The sequence below is a fragment of the Nocardia asteroides genome (assembly GCA_019930625.1).
Classification (GTDB): Bacteria; Actinomycetota; Actinomycetes; order Mycobacteriales; family Mycobacteriaceae; genus Nocardia; species Nocardia sputi.
In genome coordinates, this window is the sequence record CP082844.1 from 2,633,346 (window position 1) to 2,656,786 (window position 23,441).

A 23,441-nucleotide genomic window follows, 5' to 3' on the forward strand; every position below is an offset into this window, starting at 1 on the left:
AATTGATGAAATCATTCAATTAGACTTTTCCGCTGGTGGAGACGGCCGCGATACTGTGCACGGGTGTCACGACCCGAGACGACCTCCGCGACGGCGCGCGGCGAACAGACGCGGCATTCGATCCTCGATGTCGCCACTCGCCGATTCGCCGACCAAGGTTTCCGCGCGACCTCGGTGGCGGCGGTGGCCCGGGCGGTGGGGTTGGCGCCGTCGGCGGTGTACTTCCACTTCGCGGACAAAGAGGCTCTTTTCGTCGCCGCGTTCGATCGCGACGCCGCCCGGCTGTGCGATGACGCGCTGGCGCTGTCGGGGTCGATGGACGCCGCGTACTGGCAGCAGGTGGTCAGCCGGTTCGTGACCAGACTCGACTCGTATCCGCTGGTGCATCGAGTCCTCGCGGGACAGGAACCGGGACTGCTCGTTCGGCTGGTCGACGGCGTTGTGCCGCATCGCATCCGGCAAGTGCTCGAAGCGGCGCTGCGGGCCGGTCAGCAGGCCGGGGACATCGCCGAAGAGCTCGATCCTCGGGATACCGCGATAGCGTTGGAGGCCATCTTCACCGCGGTGGTCATCACCGTGGTGCAAGTGGGCGGCAGCGGGTCCTCGGAGCGAGTCGACGCCGTCGGACGCTTGGTGCGCGCCGCGCTCACGCTGAAACGACCGACCTGAACGACCGGCGCGGGGGCGCCACGCGGGAAGTGGCGGCCGATCCTCGAGGCGCGCGTCGCGTCGACTACTACGCGGTGCTGATCGACCAGGTCGCGTGTGGCACGTAGAACTCCCGGCCCGTCTCGTCGCGGGCGAGGATCGGCAGCTGGAACTCCACGCCGATGAGGCGAAGATCGGGTTCCGGTTTCGAATCGATGGTCAGGGCGAGGGCGCGGTCCGGGTAGTCGTTGCGACTGATCACGCGGTCGACTTTCTCGCCGTTCGGCAAGAGGTAGACGAGCTGGGCGAGCCAAGGAGCGTCCGCGACCTGCTTCGGCAGCGACAGCTGCAGGGGGTAACCGGCGGGGACTTCCAGCTCCACGGTGCGGCCGCGGTGGCAGTCCGGGGTGTCGGGAGCGCAGCTCAGTGTGGCGAACACCGTGCCCGCCACGTTCTCCGCGGGCAGGATGCTGCAGTCTCGCATGGTCACCGCGCAGTAGCTGAACGGTCGTACGGTGATCGTCTTGCCGTGCGCGTAGGCGGTGAGGGTGACATCGGGTTCGTCGGCGTCGCGGATCAGCACCGCCAGCAGGCCCGCGAAGGCGACGGTGAGCACGAGCAGGGCGGCCGCGACCAGCGCGGCAATCGTGCGTGTGTTGAGCTTGCTCACCAGATCGGGTCTCCTTGCCCTCGTTGCATCCGTTTGGTGTCACCGCCGCGCGGCCCCGGCTCCTGCGCTCGGGGTGCGCCGGCGGGGTACTCGTGCGGCCGGGCGGTCGGCACCTCTTGCTCCGCGTGCTGTGGACGGTTGCCGCCGAGGCCGGGCAGCAGCGAGTGGCCACGGAAGCTGAGGAAAGTCTGCACCAAGCCGAGCACGAGTATCGCGCTGACCACCGCGAAACCCTTCCAATAGTCGGTCGGCAGCAGCACCCCCGCCGCGCCGCCGACGACCCAGCTCAGCTGCAGCACGGTCTCCGATCGCCCGAAGCCGGAGGCGATCGACTCCGGCGGCAGGTCGTCCTGGATCGAGGCGTCCAGCGACACCTTGGCCAGCGCGCTCATCGCGGCCGCGACCAGTGCGGCGGCCGCCGCGCCGAGCAGATTGTCGGCGAACGTCGCGAACAGCGCCACCAGCGCGCAGGCCGCCGTGCAGCCGAGCACGATCAGCGCGGGCCTGCCGAGCTCGAGCCGGGCGCCCGTCGCGTTGCCCGCGAAGTTGCCGATGGCCGCGGCCGCACCGACGACGCCGAGCATGAGAGCCTGCTGCACCGGCCGGTGCTCGGTGGCCTTGGCGACGAACGCGACGTAGAAGGTGAGGAATCCGGTCAGTACGCGGATGGCGCTGTTGCCCCAGAGCCCGGTCACCACGGCACGGCCGAGCGGCTGCCTGCGTTTGCGCGGCGGCACCGACGACTCCTTGTCCGACGACAGCACCTCGGTGTGCGCGTCGGGGCCGTGATAGCTCAGCGTCGCGGGCACCTCGCCTTCGGTCACTTCGACCCAGGAAGGGATGCGCAGGCTCAGGTACGTTCCCGCGCAGGCGATCAGCGCCGCGAACACCAGCGCGCCGGTGGACCCCGCGATCGCCGCGGCCAGCGCGGCCAGCGCTCCCGCGCCGATGGTGCCGCCGACCAGCCCGAACACCGTGAGACGGGAGTTGGTGCGGACCAGATCGATGTCCGGGGGCAGCACGCGAGGCGTCACCGCGCTCTTGAGCACGGAGAACGATTTGCTGCCGACCATCATGCACAGCGCGAGCGGATACAGCGCCCAGGTGTCGAACTGGAGGATCAGCACCAGCGCGACCACCGCGCGCACCGCGAACGACGTCGCCAGCGCCAGGCGGCGGCCGCGCTGCAAACGATCGAGCATCGGGCCGATCAGGGGAGCGATCACCGCGAACGGCGCGATCGTGATCAGCAGGTACAGCGCGACGTTGGTTTTGCTCTCCGCGGTGGCGCTGGCGAAGAACAGCGTGTTGGCCAGCGCCACCGCGATGGCGGCGTCGAGGGCGAAGTTCGCCATGGTCGCGTAGGTCAGCGCCGTGAGACCCGACTCGTCCGCGCCGTCGGCCTTGGCCGCGCGCTGGAAGGTCGCGATGCCTTTCTCGGTGAGCTGTCTGCCTCGCATGGCGGCCACGCGCGTGACCGTCAACTTGCGAGGCATTCGCTGAGCGTCGGAGGGAGCCGGGCTCTCCGGTGGTTGAACCTGTTCCTCGACGGCGGTGTCGGGATAGTCGGGTTCGGTGCGACCCGGTGGTTCCGAGTGACGTGGCGGCTGCGGACGGTGCGGGAAGATATGCCGAGCCGTGCGGCCGGGGGGCTTCTGTTGCTCGGAAGCGTGTCCGTGTGGAAGCCGTGCGGTCTGCGGGGGTTCTGGAGGCCGTGGTGCTTCCTGCCGCGGACTCGGCGGTGGCGATCCCGGCTGGTCGCGGCGCTCGGAGGCGTGGCCGGGTTCCGGACCCAGCGGTGGCAGCGGCCTGCGGCGTCGGGGCGCGTTGGGTGGCGGGTATCGGTCGAAACCGGGGTGCCGATCGAACGGCGGGGACTCCTCGCCTGCCCACCGATCACGGTCGGGACCGGAAGGTTCGCGGGGAGTAGTCACGACTCCAATTCTGGCGTACTCCCGTGCTGGGCGTTCACTCGCGCTCCGGGGCGGCGGGAAGCGACCGTGGTCGCGCTCGGGGATCGCGCTCAGGCGGGTGTGAAGCGGACCTCGAATATGGTCGGCCAGTTCTTGCCCGTGATGAGGAATCGGTCGGTGCCGGGCAGTTGGGCGATGCCGTTGAGGGCGTCGGCGCCTGCTCGCGCGGTCGCCGGGAGCAGACCGGCGGCGTCGGCGGCCGCGAGCACCGTGCCGGAGTCCGGTTCTATCCGCAGGATCGTGTCGGTGGGCCAGTCGTTGGCGTAGACCGTTCCGTCCGACGCGCATTCGAGTTCGTTGAGGCGCGCGTCGTTGCGGCTGGTCAGCTCGACCGAGCCGACGGGTGCGAAGGTGACCGGATCGCGGAAGGTGAGCCGGTCGGTGCCGTCGCTCATGACCAGTCGTCCACCCATGGCGCACAGGCCCCAGCCTTCGCCGTCGTAGCTCACCCGGCCGCGTTCGGCCAAGGTAGCCGGATCTCGGGCGATGGCCACGCCGTCGTGCCAGGTCAGCTGCCAGAGCGTCGCCCCGGCGACGGTGATGCCCTCGCCGAAGTACGGCGCGGGCAACGCGGCCTCGGCCAGTTCCTCACCCGTCGCCAGCCGGGAGGCGCGCACGCGTGACGCGCCCGCCAGACCGGTGCCCTCGTAGAGGACGTCGCCGTCGATTTCCAAGCCCTGGGTGAACGCCGTCGGATCGTGCGGCCGGGTGCTGACCACCTCGATGTTCATCCTGGGTGTCGTGTCCTCGGGGCTGCCACATCCGCTCGAGACGAGCAGACCGACCAGCACACCTATGGCCAACGAACGCCGATTGCGCTCCATACGGCAAAATGTAGGCCGTGAGCGCAGTTTCTGTTTCGGAGTCCGGCGTGCGGCCGATTCTGGCCGATGCCGTCGATTTGGCCCGCCGTGCGCTCGTGGAGTTGGAACCATCGGGCGTCGGCGCGCACCTCGGCGTGACGCCCGAGGACGAGAGCGCGGCGACCCACCGGTTCGAGGCCACGCTGCCCGGCTATCGGGGGTGGCAGTGGGCTGTCGTGGTGGCCGCCCCGCCCGGCGCCGACCGGGCGACGGTCAGCGAGTCCGCGTTGCTGCCCGGGCCCGACGCCTTGGTCGCCCCCGAGTTCGTGCCATGGGAGCAGCGAGTTCGCCCCGGCGACCTCGCCCCCGGCGACCTGCTCGCCCCGCCCGCCGACGACCCGCGCCTGGTGCCGGGCTATGTCGCGACCGGCGATCCGGTGGTGGACGAAGTCGCCTACCAGGTCGGCCTGGGCCGCACCAAGGTGATGAGCAGGGAAGGCCGCCAAGAGGCCGCCGAGCGCTGGTACGCCGAATACGGCCCCGATTCGGAGATGGCCAAGGCCGCCCCGGCCACCTGCGGTAGCTGCGGGTTCTACCTGCCGCTGGCCGGATCGCTGCGGGCCGCGTTCGGCGTCTGCGGCAACGCGATGGGCGCCGACGGGCACGTCGTCCACGTCGCCTACGGCTGTGGCGCGCATTCGGACACCGAGGTCCCCACCGGCGGCGGCTCCCCGTTGCACGAGGCATACGACGACGCGGCCATCGAGGTGATCTCGCTCGGCACCGGCGGGAAACGCGCCGAGGCGCGGGATTCCGCCGGGTCGTCGACGTCCACGGGCCCGGATCGGAGTCCGATCGAGGCGGTTGATACGCCCGCGACCGTCGAGAAGTCGGAAACCGCAGAGGTCCGCGTGGACGCCGTGATCGCCCCGGATGTCGCGGCTGCCGAAGGCACGGGGATCGCGGAGGGCGGCGTTGAGGGCGCTGCTGTCACCTCGGATGTCGCGGGTGCGGGTATCGCTGAGGACTCTGCGGTTGCCGAAAATGCTGCTGTTGCCGAGGACGCTGCCATCGTCCGAAACGTCGCGGCTGTCGAGGACAGGGGGATCGCTGAAGGCGGTGCGGTCACCGGGGACGTTGCTGGTGTCGAAGACGCTGCTGTCGCCCCGGAGGTCGCGGCTGCCGAGGACTCGGGAAGCATCGAGGACGCTGCCCTTATCGGGACCGCGGCTGTCGAAGGTGACGTGGCGACGGAGAACACCGGCGAGGTTCCGAACGCGACCGATGCCGCCCAGCATGCCGGCGGCGCGGACACTTCGGCCGCTGAAGTGGATGGACCCGGGCGGGCAATCGACGCCGTACCCACCGCCGAGGTAGGCGAACTCGATTCCGCCGCCGTCGTCACCGCATCGAGTGATACCGCTGCCGTGCGCGAGACGCCGCCCGCGGGCTCCCTCGCTGAACCGAAGAGCGTCGAGAAGATGGCAGCCGAGGCCGGGTCCGTAGGTTCCGCCCAGAGCGCCCCGAGCGTGGCTGAGGACGAGGCCCACACCGTCCCGGATCGTGACACTGCCGATGCTCCGGAGGCCTCCGCAGCAAGCGACTCCGCCCAGTCGGAGGCCGAAGCGGATTCGACACACGCGGCAGGCCAGACGCAGGGCACTCCGGCGGTCGGCGCGGCCGAGCCCGGCGCGCAGTCGAAATCGGCTGAGCCCGCAGCGGCGGTATCGGATTCGTCGGTGTCACACCCCGCCGAGTCGCCCGCAGCCGCCTCACAGATGACCGGGGCGAACGCGAACGAGGCACAGGACCCGACTCTCCCGGGCCCCGGTGACGGCGAGCCGGACCCCGAGGCGCGGCCGGAGTTCCAGTCATCGCCGCGGAATTGACCGAGGCCGCCGATCCGTTCGGCACTTCGGCGCTGCGTGCGGCGGTGCTCGCGGCATGGCGTGATTCGCCGACGCGGTTGCGTGAGGATGCCGCCACCGAGCACGACTTGGTGCGCGCCGGCTACCGCGATCGGTTGCTGACCGAGCTGGCGCAGAACGCCGCCGACGCCGCCCGTAAGGCGGGCGTGGCGGGCGACCTCGTCGTCCGGCTCGACGGTCGAGATCTGCACATCGGCAATACCGGTGCGCCGCTGGACGTCTCCGGCGTGCACGCCCTCACCGCCCTGCGCGCGTCCGGGAAATCCGGCGACGGCGCCGTCGGCCGGTTCGGCGTCGGATTCACCGCGGTGCTCGCGGTGAGCGAGGACATCCAACTGCGGTCGGTCACCGGATCGCTGAGCTTCTCCCGCGCCAGAACCAGGGAAGCGCTGGGCCGGAGCGAGATCCGGCCTCCTGCCGTCGACACGGGTGAATTCGTCCCTCCCGTTCTGCGGTTGGCCTGGCCGATCGAGACACGACCGGCCGCCGGGCTCGACACCGAGGTGGTGCTGCGCCTACACCCGGACATCGACGCCGACGCGCTGCTGACCGCGATGCGTGCCGAAGCCGTAGACCTGCTGTTGGAACTGCCCGCCCTGCACCGCATCCGCATCGGCTCGGACGAATTCGTCAGCAGTGCGGAGGACATGGGCGACGGCATGCACGAGGTCTATGTCGACGGCCCAGGCAGTCAACAGCGCACCTGGTGGCAATACCGCACGCCGCGTGCCCGCTGGCTGCTGCCGGTCCGCGACGGCAGGCCGGTGGCGGCCGCTCCGGACGTGCTGCGGGCGCCGACCAGGTCGGACGAGGAACTGTCCCTGCCCGCGCTGCTCATCGCCGATATCCCCATGCAGCCGGATCGCCGCAGGTTGCTGCCCGGCGCCCGGCTCGCCGAGCTGGCGGACGGCTACGCGGATTTCGCTCGCGCCCTTCCGCCGCGCGACCGGCTCGTGCTCGTTCCCACGCCCGGGTTCGCCAGAAGCGAGGCCGACGGTCTGCTGCGTGAAGCGCTCGTGCGCGAGCTGCGATCGCGTCCTTGGCTTCCCGTCATCGCAGACCACCGGCACGCTTCCCAGGGGGGTTCGGCAGACGCCGAGCCACACGAGGCGCCGACCGCCGGTATCGGCACCGAGTCGAATGCGGTCTGGGCCACCGCGCAAGCCGACGCCTACAGCAGCACACCGGTTTCGGTGTCGGGCAGCGAATCCGGTGCATTGCCGGGCGAACCGCTCAGCGATTTCGATCACGCCGGCGCATCGTCTGCGCCCCTGGGCGTCGCCGTCCCCACCCGCGCGTACGCCTTCACCGGTTTGACTGCGGAATTGGCCGCCCTGCTCGCGGATGTAGTCGGCCCATTGGTTCTTCCGGATCTCTCCGGCCGGGCGCACACCGAGGCCATGGGCGTGCTGGATGTGCACCGGCTCGGGTTGGCCCGGCTCGCGGAATTGTCCGGTGGCCTGGAGCGGCCGCCGAGTTGGTGGCGGTCGTTCTACGCCGCGCTGGAGCCGTTCGTGGAGGATCCGCTCGCAGCCGAAGAGCTGGGCGCGCTGGCCGTTCCGCTGGCAGACGACAGACTCGTCACCGGTCCGCGCACCGTGGTGCTGGACGATCAGCTCGAGGTCGCCATCCCGGTGCACTGGGCCAGGCTGGTGCATCCGGAAGCCGCGCATCCCCTGCTGGCTCGGCTGGGCGCGCGGTCGGCCACCGCCGAGGACCTGTTGACCGACCCCGGCTTGCACGCCGAGCTGGAGGACCACCCGGGCGACCCCGACACCGCCGATGCCATCCTGCGTCTCGCCGCGCATGCCGCGCCGGAGGCGCTGCCTTCCTGGCTCGGGCTGCTCGAATTGCCCGACAGCGAGGGCGGATCGCGGTCCGCCGACGAACTGCTGCTGCCCGGGGCGCCGCTGCGCGACCTGCTCGTGCCCGACGCGCCGTTCGGCACCCTCGACCCGGAATTGGTGGAGCGCTACGGCGTGGACGCGTTGCGCGCCGTCGGCGTCGGTTGGGATTTCGGTGTGATCGCCGAGGCCGATCCGACCGGTCCGGACCACGACCTGGACGACGAGGAACACTGGTGGGCCACGCTGCCGGACGATCCGCCGGAGCTGGTCGCCGTCCGCGACCTCGACCTGATCGATGACGCCGCCTGGCCGGAAGCGTTGCGGCAGTTGGCCGCGACGCCACGCACCCGCCGCCTGCTCGCCGACGCCGATGGCTACACCGCGTGGTGGCTGCGCAGATACGCCAGGGTCGACAGCACCGCGCTGGGACTGTTCCGCCATCCCGCCGACATCGAGTTCGAGGAGCTGTTACCGGCGTTCACGGTGCCCGGCGTCGACCCCGACGCTTGTCGGGCACTGCTCGCCGACCCCGAGACGATCACCGAAGAGCTGGCCGCCGCGCTGCTGGACGCGCTCGCGGACCCGTCGAGAACACCCTCGCCGGAGGTCGTTTCGCGCACGCACGCTCGCCTGGCGGCGGCCGTCTCCGGGGGTCTGCTCGATCTCGCCGACCTGGAACCACCCGATCGCGTGCGAGCCCTCACCGGCGCCGTGGTCGATCCTGGTGACGCGTTCGTTCTCGACCACCCGTGGTTCGGCTTGGCGATACCGCCCGACCGATTGGTGGCGGGCGACACCGAAACAGCTTCGGCCCTAGCGGCTTTGCTCGACCTGCCGCTGGTATCCGAGTCCGTCACCGCCGAGGTGATGGAAACGGGTCGCCGCACCACGTGGGCGGCGGAACCACTGGGTATCGTGTTGCGCCTGATGTTCGACTTGCCCCCGCATGCGGGCGAGCTGGTGGTGCACCACGACCTGACGGTGCGCCTGAGCGGCGCGATCGAGGCCACGGTGGCGGTGCCCTGGTGGCGGACCGGCTCGGCTCTGCACGTGCAGGCCCCGCACCCGCGCCACTGAGCGGGGCTACTGCGCCGCGTATCCGGTGAGCATTTCGCTGAGCAGATCCAGCTGCCCGCGCACGCTCTCGCTGTCGTCGTCCACCAGCCAGCGCAGCACCACACCGTCGATGACGTTGAGTGTGAACCGGCTCAGTGCCTGCACCGGGACCGACCAGCTGGTGCCGGTCGCGTCGCGCGCGTGCTCCAGGATGTCGGCGACGGTGGAGTCGTTGAAGTTGTACTGCTCGCGCGCGATCGCGAGTTTCGCCGGAGTTTGTTCGCCTTCGCGCAGCGCGTAAGTAGTCGTTTCGTAAGTGAGCAGCTGCCGTTCCGGAGTGGCTTCAATGTTCAGCCACATGAGTTCCAACCCGGCGCGGATCAATTTTTGAAGGGCTTCTTTTCCACTTCCGACGTCCTGCCATACCGTTTCGTTCGCGTCGACGGAATCCCGTAATTCCATCGACAACGCTTTGACCAGCTCGGTCATCAGCGCGTCCTTGTTTTCGAAACAGTAATGCACCACACCGAGCGAGACACCGGCCGCCTGGGCGACATCGCGCGTGGTCACGCCCGCAACGCCCTTTTTCTCGGCAAGGCCGATCGCGGCCTCGATAAGGTGGGCCCGTCGTTCTTCGACGCTCAATCGGGAGGACACCCAAGGGAGTTAAGCGCTCACGGCCCGCGCAGTCAATTCGCAGGGCGGAAAAATTTGGACTGGACGAGTGACCAGTTGTGTGGTTCCCTGCAACGGGACGAAGGGAGACGGGTATGCCGGTGTCGCGCAGAACTGTTCTGGCCCGGACCGCGATCGGTTCCGCAACACTCGCGGCCGCGACGGTGCCCGGAATGAGCGGCGCGCTCGGCGTACCCGCGGCGGTCGCTGATCCGGGTACCGGCGGTTATGAGATCGGCGTCGGGCTCTCCGACATCACCGGCCCGGCCGCCGAATGCGGGATGATGGGCTACTCCCAGCTGGAGCAGCAGACCGCGGGCATCCATCTGCGCCCGCGGGCGAGGGCGTTCGTCATCGGCTTCGCGGGGCGGCGGATCGTCTTCGCGGTCGCCGAGAACGGGATGATCTTCCAGTCCGTGCACCGCGGCGTGCTGGCCGAATTGGCGCGGCGCTTCGGCGATCTGTACACCGAGCAGAACGTCCTGCTCACCTCCACGCATTCGCACGCGACCTGCGGCGGCTCCAGCCACGACTACGCCTACAACCTGTCCATCCTCGGTTTTCAGCAGCAGGTGTACGACGCCGAGGTGAACGGGATCGTCGAGGCGATCGTCGCCGCGCACGCCGATCTCGGCCCCGGCTCGCTCGCGCTCGGCCGCACCGAGCTGCACGACGCGAGCGTGAACCGCTCGCGGGTGGCCTGGGAACTCAATCCCCCTGCGGACAAACAGCATTTCCCGGATGCCATAGATCCCGCCGTGACCGCGCTCGTCCTGCGCAAGGGCGGGCGGATGGTCGGCACCATCACCTGGTTCGCCACCCACAACACCTCCATGACCAACAGGAACCGGCTGATCAGCTCGGACAACAAGGGTTACGCCTCGTTCTCCGCCGAGCACATCGAGCACGGCGTGCGCTACCTGGACGGTGAACCAGCGTTCGTCGCGGCCTTCGCGCAGACCAACGCCGGTGACATGTCCCCGAACCTGAACCTGCGTCCGGGCTCCGGCCCCACCGAGGACGAGTTCGACAACACTCGCATCCTGGGTGAGCGGCAGTACGCGGCGTCGAAAGACGCCGCGGCCGGCGCGCGATCGATCTCCGGACCGGTCGACGGGATGCTCTGTTACATCGACCTGGCCGATATCGCCGTGGACGGCCGTTTCACGCCGGATGGCCTGCCCCGTCGCACCGCGCCGGCCGCGGCAGGCGTTTCGCTGATCGCGGGCAGCGTCGAGGACGGTCCGGGCCTGCCCGGCGGCCCGATTCCGGAGGGTGTGCGCAATCCACTTCTCGCGGCGCTCGGCGACCCGGCCCAGCCCGCGCCGGCTTGGCTGGCGGACGCGCAGGCGCCGAAAGCGATCGCGGTGCCGCTCGGTCTGCTGCCTCCGGTGGCGTGGGTGCCGAACGTCCTGCCGATCCAGCTCGTTCGCGTCGGCGAGCTCTATTTGGCTGCCGCCGGAGGCGAATTCACCATCACGGCCGGGTTACGCGTACGCCGCGCGGTCGCCGCGGCGCTGAACGTCCCGCTGGAGCAGGTGCTCATGCAGGGCTACGCGAACGCTTATCACGAGTACGTCACCACTCCAGAGGAATACGACTCGCAGCAGTACGAGGGCGCGTCGACGCTGTTCGGCCGCTACACGCTGTGCGCCTATCAGCAGGAGTTCACCCGTCTGGCCACGGAGTTCGCCCACCGCAGACAGGTGCCGCGCGGCCCCGCACCCCGCGATGTGTCCCATCTACAGCCGAACTTGCAGTCGGGCGCCGGTCCGGACGCGGCGCCGCCGGGGCGCGGCTTCGGCGACGTGCTGGTGCAGCCGCATCCGTCATACGACCGTGGTGGGCGGGTGGTGGCCGAATTCGTCTCGGCGCATCCGAAACACGACACCCGCCGCAACGGGACATTCCTCGAGGTGCAGCGCAGGAATGGCTCCGGCGAATGGGCGCGGGTGGCCAACGAGGGCGAGTGGGCGGTGCGGTTCCACTGGAGCAAGCGCGGGCTCGCCGAGTCGGTGGCCCGATTCACCTGGGATATCCCGCTCGACGCCGAGCCGGGACACTATCGCTTCCGGCACTACGCGAGTCGTCTGGATTCCGACGGCTCGCTGCACCCGTTCACCGGCACGACCGACGAATTCGAAGTAGGCCCCCCGTAACCCGGTCGGCTACAAACCGGTCTGCGCGCCCTTGTCCCCGCGTCGTGCGCCGCGGCGCTGAACCAGATAGATCACGAGGGCGATCAGTCCGACCACCAGCCCCATCAGGCAAATCGGTCGAGCCGACGCCCACCGGTCGCCACCCGCCCACACCACCACGGTGGCGATCAGCCACAGCGCGCTGCCGACCGCGAGCACGGGGCGCGGATCGGTCAGGCGCGGCGGAAGCTGCGGGACATTCTGCGTCACGGGCTCAGCCTAATCGGCCCCGCCGGAGCAAGCCGGTGCGAGCCGACGCGAGGTGGTCGCGCAGCGGCCCGAACCCGCGACCTGCGGCGCGTGGTCCCGTATCGTTTGCCACTGTGACAACGCCATCGGATGTCAGAGCCCTTGCTGGTGAGCTCTCGCTGGCGGTCGTTCGACTGACGCGGCACCTGCGCGGCCGTCGTGCCGACTCGCAGATCTCGCTGACCCAGCTTTCGGCCCTCGCCACCCTCGCGCGGGAGGGCGCGATGACCCCGGGCGCGCTCGCGGCGAAGGAACGTGTCCAGCCCCCCTCGATGACGCGGGTCATCGCTTCGCTCACCGACCTCGATCTGGTGGAGCGCAATCCGCATCCGACCGACGGCCGTCAGATCATCGTCTCGCTGTCCCCGGCGGGCCGAGCGCTCATCGCCGACGAAGCCAGCGCCCGTGAGGCGTGGATGACCGAGCAGCTGTCCACACTCACCGAGGAGCAGCTCGTCGTTCTCACCCGCGCGGTGGCGATCATGAAGCAGATCGTCGCGGAGTCCGAGTAGCGCAGTGGAATTCGGCGTCCACGCCGCCGACGGCGCACGGATCAGCGGTGTGGCCGGTCGAGCCGGGCGATGATCCCGGCACCCCACCACAGCAGGCGGCCCGCGATCATCAGGCAGAGGACGAAAGCCGGATAGACCAGTACGCCATAATCCTCGGCCCACCTCGGCAGATTGGTGAGCTGAGTGCCTGCGGCGACGAGCCCCAGCAGTCCCAGAACCACCGCGATCGGCGCGAGCGGCGCGGTGTCCGAGTCGGCCCGGCGGGCGGTGCGGTCGGTCATGGTGGAGCCCTCCTGTGCGGTCGGCTCGGCGCCCGATCGGGGCGCGCAGGGCACTGGATCTATCAGTTACCTTCTAGCTAACTTTCGCACGGAGATGTGATTTCGTTAACAGTCTGTGATGCAGATCACATGAGAATCGCGAAACGAGACCCGAAGCCACGCAGGCCCATCCGGCCGGGCCGAAGTCCGCCTACCGCGCACCGAACGGTTGATCGCTGTCCACGATGTCCCGCCCCAGTGGGAACAGGGAAATCGGAATGAACTTCAAGTTGGCCCAGCCGAACGGGATGCCGATGATCGAGACGAACAGCGGGATGCTGGTGAGCAGGTGGCCCAGCGCCAGCCACCAGCCCGCCACGATGAACCAGATGATGTTGCCGATCAGCGAGCCCGCGCCCGCCCCCGGCTTCTCCACCGTGGTCCGCCCGAACGGCCACAGCACGTAGGCGGCGATCCGGAACGACGCGATACCGAAGGGGATCGTGATGATGAGGATGAAGCAGATGATCCCGGCGGCGATGTAGCCGAGTGCCAGCCAGAACCCGGCGAAGACCAGCCACAGGATGTTGAGAACCAACTGAATCGGCTTCATGACTCCAGCATGCCAGCCGCCCGCCGATTCGGGCATTCCTTCTTTCCCGGCGGCGGGACGCGATGCGCGCGGGTCAGAAGAACCAGCCGAGCATCGGGTCCCGCTCCGCGCGGAAGGCGTCGTCGAGCGCACGCATGTGCGCCGAATCCTTGCCCCGCAGCCGGTTCGCCGCGGCGAACACCCGCGCGGGATACGCGCCGAGATACATGCTGCCGAGCACGTCGATGCCCAGTTCGATATCAGCGGCACGGTCGGTGGGTGCGCACTCCGCCTGTCCGTCGCGCACACGCAGGGCGAACGTGCCGCCCGCGTCGCGGAAAGGGTCGGTCACCTCGAGCACCACGTCCAGGTCGCTCGCGTAAGCCCGGGCGGTCAGGGCGGCGGGAACGTCCATCAGGCGAAGCCACAGTCCGTCGTAGCGGGCGGTGGTGCGCACCAACCGGGGATCGGTCAGCAGATAGGGCAGTGGGTCGTGGTCGGTGAGCACGGCGTCCACCCGCTCGACCAGATCGAGCCCGAGCAGGGCCCGCCACAGCGCCGCGTGCGCCTCGGCGGTGACTGTCCGCAGTTCGACGACCTCGACCGTTCGCGCTCTGCCGTCCGCGTGGAATCGGTAGAGGGCGTAGCCGTCGGCGTGCAGGAATCCGAACAGGGTGCTGCCACCCTCCCGGAAACGCTCCGGATCGTCGAACACGATGTCCCAGGCCGCCGCTGGACGTACCTGCGCGCCGGGCACCAGCCTGCGCCAGCGGTCGTAAATCGTCTCCGCCGCCGCGCGCAGGTCGCCCGGCGCGCGCAGCGTGACGCCGCCGGGATCCGGCGCCGACGGAAGGAATGCGGCGAATCGACGATCGATGCCGACGGCGTTCTCCCGCGTCGCGGGCCCGTAGCCGAACCGGCCGTAGATACCGCCCTCGCTCGCGGTGAACATGGTCAGGGGCAATCCGGCGGCCTCGACGCGCCGGTGCTGCTCGGTGTACATGGCGCGCAGAATGCCGCGCCGCCGGTGCGTCGGCGCCACACCGACGCCCGCGATGCCGCACACCTGCACGGTCCGCTCGCCGGGCACCGTCACCGTGAGGGTTGTGGATTGCGAGTGCCCGACGACCTGCCCGCCCTCGACCGCCACGATCGAGTTCTCGGGAGGGAACAGCAGCGGTATCCGCTCCAGCTCGGCGGGATCGTAACGGGTGCCGAACGAGGTCTCCACCAGCGTCATGATCGCGGGCCCGTCGTCCTCGGTGGCCGACCGGATCGTGATTCCAGGCAGCGTCATGCTTCGACCATCCCACGTTCACCCGCCTGTCCGCACCGGATTTTCCGGCGCCCCGCGACTGCCTGGCGAACCACCGATTCGGACCCCGTCGCGACCGCCCGGCAGGATGGAGCGGTGGCCGAAGTGATCGATATCGATGACCCCTCCGACCCCAGGGTCGACGACTTCCGCGATCTCAAGTCGGCCGACCGCAGGCCCGATCTCCCCGGGCGCAAGGGGCTGGTGATCGCCGAGGGCGTCGTGGTGGTCCAGCGGATGCTCGATTCCCGTTTCGCGCCTGCCGCGCTGCTCGGCGTGGAGCGCAGGCGCGTCGAGCTCGCCGACGACTTGCTGGGCGTCGACGTGCCGTACTACCGCGCGACGGCCGAGGTGATGGCCGAGGTGGTCGGTTTCCACCTCAACCGCGGCGTGCTGGCCATCGCTACCCGTCCCACCGAACTCGGGATGCACGAGGTGATCGAGCGGGCGCGCACCGTCGCGGTGCTCGAAGGCGTCAACGACCACGAGAATCTCGGTGCCATGTTCCGCAACGCGGCCGGACTGGGGGCCGACGCGATCCTGTTCGGCGATCGCTGCGCCGACCCGTTGTACCGCCGCGCCGTCCGGGTATCGATGGGACATGTGCTGCGGGTTCCGTTCGCGTCCGTGCCGGATTGGCCGGGCGGTCTGGATATACTGCGGCGCAAGGGTTTCCAGATCATCGCGCTCACTCCCGACCCGGCGGCGGCGAATCTGGCCGCGGCGATGACGGGGGAGCGGGTGGCATTGTTGCTCGGGGCCGAAGGGCCAGGGCTGACCGAGGAGGCGATGCGAGCCACCGACGTCCGCGCTCGCATTCCCATGACGCCCGGCACCGATTCGCTCAATGTCGCTACCGCGGCGGCGATGGCGTTCTACGAGCGGGTGAGGACCGCGTGACCGGACCGTTTCGACCGTATCCGTCCTACCAGGACCCGACTCCGTGGGGCGCGGGCATCACCGTGGCGACCATGGTGGCGCTGTTGGCCGCGATGGCGGTGTATTCCTTCGGAGCCGCGCTGGCCGAAGTACATCCACTGCTCGCGGTGGCGGTGAATCTGATCGCGGTCGGCGGCGCCGCGCCCACCGCGTGGCGCTGGCGTTTCGCCCCGGTGACGCGGTGGATCATCGGCGGCGGCGCGGCGGGCGTGCTGCTGGGATGGGTCGTGCTGTTGCTCGGCGGATTCGCCGCCTAGCCTGGCCGCCCAGGCTCACTGCGACGCGCCTAGGAGACGGGGTCGTGCCCGCGCAGCCAGCCGAGCAAGCCGCGCCTGCGCCGGGCCGAATGCGGCCCGCCCTCGGCTGGGCCGCGAATCATCGAGTCGGGCATCTTCCCCTTCGGGTGCAGCGCGAATCCGCAGATCGGGATGTCACCCGGCCCGATCGCGCCCGGCGTCGCCGCCGCGCGGTAGTGGAAGCCGAGCCATTCGTCGTTGGCGGCGTCGGCGAAGTCGGGCGGATCGAAGGGCAGCGACTGGGGGTCGGGCAGTTCGCCCGCGCGCCAGCGCACCGGATGCTCGCCCGCCCAGTACGGCCGCTCCCACACCAGCGGAAGTCCCTCGTCCTCCAGGATGTTCACCCGGGTGGAGCTGAACGATCTGCGGAACTCGCCGCGCTCCCAGTGGGCGAACGCTCCCCAGCCGTGCTCGGTGTCGAACGACACCAGGTAGGTGTGCTCGGAGGCCAGCGGGCGCACCAGCAATTCCGGAAGTTCGGTCGGGTGGATGCGGGTGGCCTGAGCCGAGCACAGCACCGTCACACCGGGAAAGCAGCCGATGGACACCGCGTCGGTGTCCGGGCCCGCGCATCCGGCCAGCGTACCGATCATGAGCGGCTGCACGTCACGGTCTTCGTGCAGTTGTTTCGCCAGCGCCAGTGCGGCCGCGGGATCCGGATCGTGGTTCGCGCGCAGTACCGCCACGGGGTCGGGTGCGTCGACGTACCAGAGCGACGAAGCCTTGGACAGCATTCCGGCACCTCCCGACAGTTGCACGAATCGACTCCGCGAACTTCGAGCGACGCACGGTGGCGCCGACCGGCGCACCGGTGAGGTGACCTGCTCGGCGCCGACGCACGTCGTCGACCACACCGAAAACTTACTCGCCCCGCACCGGCCTCGGTACGGCTTCGCACCGCGAATACGCGACGCGCCCACCGGTTTCCGCGCCGGTGTAGGGAATGGTTCCATCGCGCATGGGCGATCGATCGCGACAACTGATTTCCCGAACACATAAGTAATTCACCGGGAACCCTCAAACCTGAGGCGGCAGCTGACGCAGGACCTGTACGCGAATCCCGCGCCCTCACTTCGTAGGGTGAAGCACCCAGATGCGACGAGCGCGCTCAGTGACCCGAGCTGCGCACCCCGAGCAACACGTCCTCCCAGGACGGCATCGGGGCCTTACCGCGCTTGCTGCGACTGGGCTTCGCCGGAGCTTTGGCCGCGGGCTTCGCGGGCTCCTCGGTGGTGGCGGGAGCCTGTGCGGCGGGCACGGGCGCACTGGTCTCGGCGACGGGGGTGGTGGCTGTCGCGGCGCCGTTGGCGGGCACCGCGTTGGCCGCGGTCGGAGCCGCGTTGCCGTTGGCGGGCGTCGCGCCGTTGGCCGCCGGGATCGCCGCGGCGCTGCCACCGGCAGCGACGGCGCGCTGCTCGTAGTACTCGTCCAGCGTGGGCTGGCTCTGCCGGCCGGCGGTGCGTGCGGGCGGCGCGGCCGGGGCGGGACGCGGTTCGGCCACCGGCTCCGGCTGCGGCGCGACCGGCTCGGGTTCGGGAGGCTGGATCGTCGCCAGACCGCGCAGTGCGCGCCCGAAATCCGGATCGATGAGATCGGAGGCCGGATCGTCGAGCGGGGAGACCGAGCCGCCGTGCGCGTCCGGCTGGTAGCGCCAGTGCGCGGCGATCTCGGATCGCCCGTTCTGCCACTGCAACTGGGCGACCCAGAAACCCTTCTCGTCTTTCCAGGCGTCCCATTCGGCGCCCTCGATGTTGTGCCCGCGCGCGGTGAACGCGGCGGTGACCACATCGATGAGGGTGTCGACGGCGGGACCGTCGGGGCGGACCGGGTGGGCTTTCTGGGCGAGTTCGGCGGCGCGGGCTCGCTCCAGCAACACCGGATAGGCGAAACGCTCGACACGACTGGCCGGCATTCCGGATTCCTCGGTGACCTGTTCCACGGAGGCTCCAGCGCGAATACGGGCCTGGATATCTCGGGGACGCATAGTTGCTTCCATTTCGATCTCTATCTGGCCGAATCGGGCAAGGTCTCCGCGCGCGGCGGCTCGTAGTTTGTCGTCGGCGGGCAGCCGGAACTTCTGACCGGACTCGGTGTCGATACACACGATGTGCGTGGAGTCGGGCGTCACCCCGATCACTCGAAGTTCACGCACCGTTACCTCCTTATCGCGTCGACTCGCGACACCGCCCACTTTCCGAAACAGTAGTGCACATCTGAGATTCATGGGGCAGGACACGCGGCACGGAAATCTCCGAAGAGATCTCCGTGCCCCGCTAATCTGCTCTGTTCGATCCGCTGAACCTAATTCAGCGGCGTGTCGATCCCGGGCGTGTTGCCGCCGTCGAGGGCCGAAATGCGCGGCGGTCAGCCGAGATTCTGCACGACCCAGTCGATGGAGCGGGTCAGCTGACTCACGTCGTCGGGATCGATCGCCGGGAACATGCCGATGCGCAGCTGATTACGGCCCAGTTTGCGGTACGGCTCGGTGTCCACGATGCCGTTGGCGCGCAGGATCTTCGCCACCGCGGCCGCGTCGACCGAGTCGGCGAAGTCGATGGTGCCGACCACCTGCGAGCGGTGCGCCGGGTCCGCGACGTACGGGGTGGCGTACTCGCTGGACTCGGCCCACGAGTACAGCCGCGACGAGGAGTCCAGCGTCCGCTTGACCGCCCAATCCAGACCGCCGTTGCCGTTGAGCCACTCGATCTGGTCGGCGAACAGCAGCAGGGTGCCCAGCGCCGGGGTGTTGTAGGTCTGGTCCTTGGTGCTGTTGTCGATCGCGATCGGCAGCGACAGGAAGTCGGGCGTCCAGCGACCCGAGGCCTTGATCTCCTCGACCCGGGCCAGCGCGGCCGGGCTCATCAGCGCCACCCACAGGCCACCGTCGGAGGCGAAGCACTTCTGCGGCGCGAAGTAGTAGACGTCGGCGTCGGTGATGGTCACCGGGAGGCCGCCCGCGCCGGAGGTGGCGTCGATGGCGACGAGCGCGTGCTCCGACCCCGCCGGACGCTGCACCGGGATGGCGACGCCGGTGGAGGTCTCGTTGTGCGCCCAGCCGATCAGGTCCGCCGACGGGTCCGACACCGGCTCCGGCGCGCTGCCCGGCTCGGCCGAGACCACGATCGGGTCGCCGATGAACGGGTTGCCCTTGGTCACGGCGGCGAACTTCGAGCTGAACTCACCGTTGGTCAGGTGCAGCGAACGTTCCCGCACCAGGCCGAACGCCGCGGCGTCCCAGAACGCGGTGGTGCCGCCGTTGCCGAGCACCACCTCGTAGCCGTCCGGCAGGCCGAACAGATCGCGCAGACCGGAGCGCACACGCGCCACCACATCCTTGACCGGCTTCTGCCGATGCGAGGTTCCGAACACCGAGGCGCCGACGTTCACCAGCGACTGCAGCTGCTCCGGGCGCACCTTCGAGGGGCCGCAACCGAACCGTCCGTCGGCGGGCTTGAGATCGTCGGGAATGGTCGGAAACGCAGAGGTCATGGCGAACAGGGTAGTCGGTGGTGTGACTGTGGCAGCGCCCACACTCCGGCTAACGTAAGCGCCCATGGGCATGCGGTCAGCTAACTCGGGGTGGCGTCTGCGCGAGCGGGCACGGAATTTCCGGCTGCGCGGCGCGACGGTCTCCGACGTGACGCGGCGGGAACTGCTGATCCGCGGGGAAGCGGGGACCGCGACGATCCTCGGCGTGCGTCCGCGGCGTACCGAACCCGGGCACGTGTTCTGGGTCCGGGTGCAACTGCCCGGTGAGTTCCCTTACGAGAGCCGGGTGCGGCAGCGGGTGGCCGACACCGACCTGGAATGGATGGGGCCGGGCGACGTCGTGTGCTGCCGGGTGGACCTGGACGACCGCGATCGCCTGGTGCTGTACGTGCCCGATCGCGACGAATCCGGCCGGGCGAGCATCGCCAAGATCCTCGCCGACGGCCGCCGCGCCGACGCCACCGTGCTCGCCGCCGCACCGGTCGCGGCCGACTACTCCGGTCGCGACGACCCAGTGCTGCGCCTGGACCTCGAACTGCGCGCCTGGGACGAAGCCAAGCCGTGGCGGGTCCGGCTGGTCCAGCCGGTGCCGCTGCACGCCCTCAGCCTCGTGGACCTGGGCCGGCACTTGGAGGTCGCCTTCTTCGAGGTCGACCGCGGCGAGACGGTCGCCGTCGACTGGACCGCCTCGCTCGAGGAGTGAACCGTCAGCGAACGCGAGCGCCTGTCGGTGCGCGAAGGTGAAACCCATGGCGCGCAGCTCGCGCAGCGCCGCGATCACGCCCGCCGGATGGTGTGCGAGCCGGACGCGCCCGCGCGTCGGCGGCGGGCGGGTTCCCTAGGCTGTCGGGATGGCAACCTCGAGTGTGTGGTCCGTGACGACAACCACACCCACCGAAGACGCTGCCCAATCCATCGCCCGCGCCGCGGTATCGGAGAAGTTGGCGGCGGGTGCGTTCATTACCGGGCCGATCAGGTCGGTGTTCCGACATCTCGGCGAGTTGGGTGAAGGCCAGGAGTGGCGCGTCGAACTGCGCACCTTGACCGCGACCCGGGACAAGCTCGCCGCCAGAATCAAGGAACTGCATCCGTGGGACAACCCGGAGCTGACCGGCCAGCCCATCGAATGGTGCTCCGACGATTACGCGGACTGGGTGGAGCGCTCTACAAGCGCGCTGGAATAGGAACTTGCGCGGCGGCTCATGCGGCGATGGGTGTGGCATCGCGGGCGACTCTGCCCCGCCGGCGGCGGACATGGATTCGCACTACCGGTCATCAGCCTCGGGCCGCGCCAGCGGGCCACACCACATCCACTGGCACGCGTGCCTCGCGGGCGAGTGCTACCACGGAGCCGGTCCCGCCCTGCTGTCCGTCCTCCGCATCCCACACCGCGACCAGCCGGTCTACTGAACCGACGACCGCCGCGTTCGCCGCCTCATACGCTTCACGGCCCGCCTCATCGAAGTCCATCACTCGGACCGAGACCGCCCGCTGTACGAGGTCATCGAACAGTTCGGCGTGATCGGGCTTCACCTTTGCTTCCCGGTAGTTCCGCGACGGCAACACCACCTCGAGCTGCCCACCAGCGTCGAGGACAGCTCGAGCGAACACCGAATCTGCACCGCGGGCGATGCAGCTCACCCCGACCACCGCTCCGCCATCCGTGTTCGCGGCGAGCAGATCCCGGATCGCGGTGTACACCAGAGGCTTGGTGTCGTCGGTGATGTTCATGTGCCCGGTCACGCCGATCCGCACCATGGTCCTATTCGCTCCCTACGCTGTCGCGGATTCTGGGTGGGCTGGAGGCTGTGGCGGATGGTGAGAGTACACGCAGCAGCTGGCGGACGCAGATCCCACTAATGACCGAGCAGATATTCCTTCAGCCTCGGTGAGCCGGTCCGCGCCGTGTCCACAATGTTCGCCGCTTCGCCCGGCCAGCCCTTGCCGCTGCGCCAGCTCGACCGGAACCACGTCGGCATCGCCGACTATCTCCACGAGCAGCCGGTTACGTGTCTGCTCGGCCGCGTGTACCTCGTCGCGGGCCTGCTTGAACCGGTCCGACCGCAACGGGGAACGGCCGCCCGCGGTGCGCGCGAATACCTCGCCGGTACCGAGAAGCGCGGACTGGGTGGAGCGCTCTACAAGCGCGCTGGAGTAGGAAGCCGGTGGGCGGCGGCCCGCTCCCACAGCTGGTAGCCGCTGGATGTACCTGCGGCCGCTGTGCGACCGGCCGCGCCCGGGACAGGCGGGAGTGCGCGCCGCGTCCGACCGGCACGAGTTTCCACTACTGACCGAGTAGGTATTCCTTCAACTTCAGCGAGCCGATTCGAGCCGTGTCCACGATGTTCACGGCCTCGCGGGCGGTCAGTCCGAGACGCTGCGCCAGCTCCACCGGCACCACGTGGGCGTCGCCGACGATCTCCACGAGCAGCCGGTTACGTGCCTGCTCGGCCTTATGGACCTCTTCACGGGCCTGCTTGAACCGATCAGACCGGGACGGAGTTCGGCCTGCTTCGCCACGCGTGAAGAACTCGCCGGTATCGAGAAGCGCAGCCTTGGCGCGTTCGATCCGCGCCAACACCTCTGCTTCCTGCTCCGCGCTCATACCATCACGATATCGCGAGCCGCGAGCCGCGCGTCCAACTCACGGACCGGCCGTGACCCCGCCCACGGCGACAAGATGCGGCGGCCGTCCCGTATCGCGACAGCCAAGCGAGGTGACCGGCATTGCGCGGTGAGATCGGCAGCTTCGCCGACTGCGCTCGCGGCCTCTTCCACCCCGCCGAGCCGGATAAGGGACCGCTCCAGTTCGAGGAGGGAGATCGCGCGATCGCGCACGTACTGCGGCTGCATAAGGGTCAGCGCCTGTCGCGTCGCTGCAGCGGCGGCGCTGGCCTCGCCGAGCAGTGAGAGGCAGTTGCCGCGATAGGAATGCATCATCGCCTCCGACACGAAGTAGGCGCGCGACTGTGCAGGGTGGCACGGTTCCAATCCGGCAATAGCTCGGTCGGCTTCGTCCAGAGCGATGAGGCACGCCTGCCGCTGCCCGGCAACCGCCGCGGCCTCGGCCGCGCGCATCGCGACATATGCGCGCAAGGGAGCATCCTCGCTCTGGGCGACCCAACTGCGCGCGGCGACGGCATAGTCGACGGCGACACGTGGGCGGCGCTGCCAGATGGCGAGCTGAGACAGGTGGCACAGCATGTATGCGCCGAGGTCCGCATCCTCAGCCTCGTGCGCTGTCTCGCGCGCCAGCTGGTACAGCCGCGCGGCGGTGTCGTACTCGCCGGAGTCCCATGCCAGGCACCCGGCGAACCCGGACCATTCGGCGTACAACGAGAGGACGGCGGGCCGCAGCGGAGTGGGGCACTCGCGCAACATCGCCTCAGTGAGTTGCTGTTGAGCGATCACGAGCCCCTGCGCCGCAGGTGATCCGAGTGTGTCGTCGAGCTGCATCGCCGAGTAGAGAGTGTTCCGCACCACTTCGACTGCCGCAGCGTCCGGTTGGCCGGCGCCGGACATCAACCAGCGGGCTTGGTCGGCATCGGTGATGCCGAGCACCGCCAGCCCACCGGCGCCGAGCGCACCTACCTTGAACAACTGCCGCCGATCCACGTCGTCCTCCTTATTCGGGCGCAGCCGCGCGCGGAACGCCGCGACGACCTCCGCCGGTGCAAGGGACAGCGTGGTATCGAGCACCGCCTGATATGCCGGACGGATAGATCGCCCGGCTTCCCAGTGCTTGACCGTGCGCTCATGCGCACCAAGCTTGGCTGCCCAATCTGCCTGGCTCAATCGGAATGCTTCGCGCAGGGCACGGCTCTCCTTGCCCGTCCACTCTCTGACGTTAACCATGCGGTCTCCTGGGGCGAAGTGGTCAGGCCCAGAGTGCACGACACCGCCCCCACTGGTCCACCAAAACGCCACCGAAGCGCCACCCCCCTCGCCGCGAAGGTGATAACGGCCCCCGGCACGGGGTGAGCCCGTTACT

23 protein-coding genes and 1 pseudogene are annotated in these 23,441 nt (G+C 69.4%); 10 read left to right on the forward strand and 14 right to left on the reverse strand.

The window, feature by feature from the left end; translation table 11 throughout:
* The first annotated feature begins 63 nt into the window (after positions 1-63).
* The gene (locus K8O92_11985) at positions 64-669 is read left to right on the forward strand and encodes a TetR/AcrR family transcriptional regulator (protein ID UAK34494.1); all 606 of its coding nucleotides are present in this window, start codon (positions 64-66) and stop codon (positions 667-669) included.
* A 67-nt stretch (positions 670-736) separates the two neighbouring features.
* Here the strand turns inward: K8O92_11985 and K8O92_11990 are convergent, their stop codons facing one another.
* From K8O92_11990 to K8O92_12000, 3 genes are all read right to left on the reverse strand, one after another.
* Positions 737-1,318, reverse strand: coding sequence for a DUF2771 domain-containing protein (locus K8O92_11990; protein ID UAK34495.1), 582 nt, complete (start codon positions 1,316-1,318; stop codon positions 737-739).
* Positions 1,315-3,252 carry an MFS transporter gene (locus K8O92_11995; protein UAK34496.1) on the reverse strand — a complete coding sequence of 646 codons (1,938 nt, stop codon included), beginning with the start codon at positions 3,250-3,252 and terminating at the stop codon, positions 1,315-1,317. Before K8O92_11995 ends, K8O92_11990 begins: the two co-directional genes overlap by 4 nt.
* Before the next feature lie 89 nt (positions 3,253-3,341).
* On the reverse strand, positions 3,342-4,115 hold the full coding sequence (locus K8O92_12000) for a glutaminyl-peptide cyclotransferase (protein UAK34497.1): 774 nt from the start codon (positions 4,113-4,115) through the stop codon (positions 3,342-3,344).
* A 47-nt stretch (positions 4,116-4,162) separates the two neighbouring features.
* On the opposite strand from K8O92_12000, the pseudogene K8O92_12005 reads away from it, so the two are divergent.
* Both K8O92_12005 and K8O92_12010 read left to right on the forward strand, forming a co-directional pair.
* Positions 4,163-4,867 (forward strand): annotated as a pseudogene (locus tag K8O92_12005) (DUF3027 domain-containing protein).
* 1,160 nt (positions 4,868-6,027) lie between these two features.
* The gene (locus K8O92_12010; GenBank protein ID UAK35643.1) at positions 6,028-8,946 is read left to right on the forward strand and encodes an ATP-binding protein; all 2,919 of its coding nucleotides are present in this window, start codon (positions 6,028-6,030) and stop codon (positions 8,944-8,946) included.
* 6 nt (positions 8,947-8,952) lie between these two features.
* Here K8O92_12010 and K8O92_12015 read toward each other — a convergent pair whose 3' ends face one another.
* The gene (locus K8O92_12015; GenBank protein UAK35644.1) at positions 8,953-9,528 is read right to left on the reverse strand and encodes a TetR/AcrR family transcriptional regulator; all 576 of its coding nucleotides are present in this window, start codon (positions 9,526-9,528) and stop codon (positions 8,953-8,955) included.
* 167 nt (positions 9,529-9,695) lie between these two features.
* Between K8O92_12015 and K8O92_12020 the strand changes: the two genes are divergently transcribed.
* The gene (locus K8O92_12020) at positions 9,696-11,759 is read left to right on the forward strand and encodes a neutral/alkaline ceramidase (protein ID UAK34498.1); all 2,064 of its coding nucleotides are present in this window, start codon (positions 9,696-9,698) and stop codon (positions 11,757-11,759) included.
* Between the two features lie 9 nt (positions 11,760-11,768).
* Here K8O92_12020 and K8O92_12025 read toward each other — a convergent pair whose 3' ends face one another.
* Positions 11,769-12,008 carry a DUF2530 domain-containing protein gene (locus tag K8O92_12025; protein ID UAK34499.1) on the reverse strand — a complete coding sequence of 80 codons (240 nt, stop codon included), beginning with the start codon at positions 12,006-12,008 and terminating at the stop codon, positions 11,769-11,771.
* A 113-nt stretch (positions 12,009-12,121) separates the two neighbouring features.
* Between K8O92_12025 and K8O92_12030 the strand changes: the two genes are divergently transcribed.
* A complete protein-coding gene (locus K8O92_12030; GenBank protein ID UAK34500.1) occupies positions 12,122-12,559 on the forward strand; it encodes a MarR family transcriptional regulator in 438 nt (145 codons plus the stop codon).
* 41 nt (positions 12,560-12,600) lie between these two features.
* Here the strand turns inward: K8O92_12030 and K8O92_12035 are convergent, their stop codons facing one another.
* The 3 genes from K8O92_12035 to K8O92_12045 all read right to left on the reverse strand — a co-directional run bounded on the left by K8O92_12035 (position 12,601) and on the right by K8O92_12045 (position 14,708).
* Positions 12,601-12,840, reverse strand: coding sequence for a hypothetical protein (locus K8O92_12035; protein ID UAK34501.1), 240 nt, complete (start codon positions 12,838-12,840; stop codon positions 12,601-12,603).
* Positions 12,841-13,030: 190 nt separating this feature from the next.
* Positions 13,031-13,432 (reverse strand): YccF domain-containing protein, encoded by a 402-nt coding sequence (locus K8O92_12040; protein UAK34502.1) that lies wholly within the window; start codon positions 13,430-13,432, stop codon positions 13,031-13,033.
* A gap of 73 nt (positions 13,433-13,505) precedes the next feature.
* The gene (locus K8O92_12045; protein ID UAK34503.1) at positions 13,506-14,708 is read right to left on the reverse strand and encodes a GNAT family N-acetyltransferase; all 1,203 of its coding nucleotides are present in this window, start codon (positions 14,706-14,708) and stop codon (positions 13,506-13,508) included.
* 114 nt (positions 14,709-14,822) lie between these two features.
* Here K8O92_12045 and K8O92_12050 point away from each other — a divergent pair, with 114 nt between their 5' ends.
* Positions 14,823-15,626: an RNA methyltransferase gene (locus tag K8O92_12050; protein UAK34504.1), complete on the forward strand. Its 804-nt coding sequence runs from the start codon at positions 14,823-14,825 to the stop codon at positions 15,624-15,626.
* A 71-nt stretch (positions 15,627-15,697) separates the two neighbouring features.
* Positions 15,698-15,922 carry a DUF2537 domain-containing protein gene (locus K8O92_12055; protein ID UAK35645.1) on the forward strand — a complete coding sequence of 75 codons (225 nt, stop codon included), beginning with the start codon at positions 15,698-15,700 and terminating at the stop codon, positions 15,920-15,922.
* A 29-nt stretch (positions 15,923-15,951) separates the two neighbouring features.
* Here the strand turns inward: K8O92_12055 and K8O92_12060 are convergent, their stop codons facing one another.
* The 3 genes from K8O92_12060 to serC all read right to left on the reverse strand — a co-directional run bounded on the left by K8O92_12060 (position 15,952) and on the right by serC (position 19,450).
* A complete protein-coding gene (locus tag K8O92_12060; protein UAK34505.1) occupies positions 15,952-16,695 on the reverse strand; it encodes a hypothetical protein in 744 nt (247 codons plus the stop codon).
* 374 nt (positions 16,696-17,069) lie between these two features.
* On the reverse strand, positions 17,070-18,113 hold the full coding sequence (locus K8O92_12065) for a DUF3071 domain-containing protein (GenBank protein UAK34506.1): 1,044 nt from the start codon (positions 18,111-18,113) through the stop codon (positions 17,070-17,072).
* Between the two features lie 212 nt (positions 18,114-18,325).
* Positions 18,326-19,450 carry a phosphoserine transaminase gene (gene serC, locus K8O92_12070; GenBank protein ID UAK34507.1) on the reverse strand — a complete coding sequence of 375 codons (1,125 nt, stop codon included), beginning with the start codon at positions 19,448-19,450 and terminating at the stop codon, positions 18,326-18,328.
* A 64-nt stretch (positions 19,451-19,514) separates the two neighbouring features.
* Between serC and K8O92_12075 the strand changes: the two genes are divergently transcribed.
* Entirely contained in the window at positions 19,515-20,153 is a 639-nt protein-coding gene (locus K8O92_12075; GenBank protein ID UAK34508.1) for a hypothetical protein, read from the forward strand.
* Positions 20,154-20,301: 148 nt separating this feature from the next.
* Positions 20,302-20,634, forward strand: a complete 333-nt coding sequence (locus tag K8O92_12080) for a divalent-cation tolerance protein CutA (GenBank protein UAK34509.1) — start codon at positions 20,302-20,304, stop codon at positions 20,632-20,634.
* Between the two features lie 91 nt (positions 20,635-20,725).
* On the opposite strand, the gene K8O92_12085 is transcribed toward K8O92_12080, so the two are convergent.
* The gene (locus tag K8O92_12085) at positions 20,726-21,208 is read right to left on the reverse strand and encodes a hypothetical protein (GenBank protein ID UAK34510.1); all 483 of its coding nucleotides are present in this window, start codon (positions 21,206-21,208) and stop codon (positions 20,726-20,728) included.
* Positions 21,209-21,355: 147 nt separating this feature from the next.
* Here K8O92_12085 and K8O92_12090 point away from each other — a divergent pair, with 147 nt between their 5' ends.
* Entirely contained in the window at positions 21,356-21,646 is a 291-nt protein-coding gene (locus tag K8O92_12090) for a hypothetical protein (GenBank protein ID UAK34511.1), read from the forward strand.
* Positions 21,647-21,734: 88 nt separating this feature from the next.
* Here K8O92_12090 and K8O92_12095 read toward each other — a convergent pair whose 3' ends face one another.
* Complete coding sequence (locus K8O92_12095) at positions 21,735-22,055, reverse strand: hypothetical protein (GenBank protein UAK34512.1); 321 nt, start codon at positions 22,053-22,055, stop codon at positions 21,735-21,737.
* Complete coding sequence (locus K8O92_12100; protein UAK34513.1) at positions 22,052-23,377, reverse strand: hypothetical protein; 1,326 nt, start codon at positions 23,375-23,377, stop codon at positions 22,052-22,054. Before K8O92_12100 ends, K8O92_12095 begins: the two co-directional genes overlap by 4 nt.
* Positions 23,378-23,441: the final 64 nt, after the last annotated feature.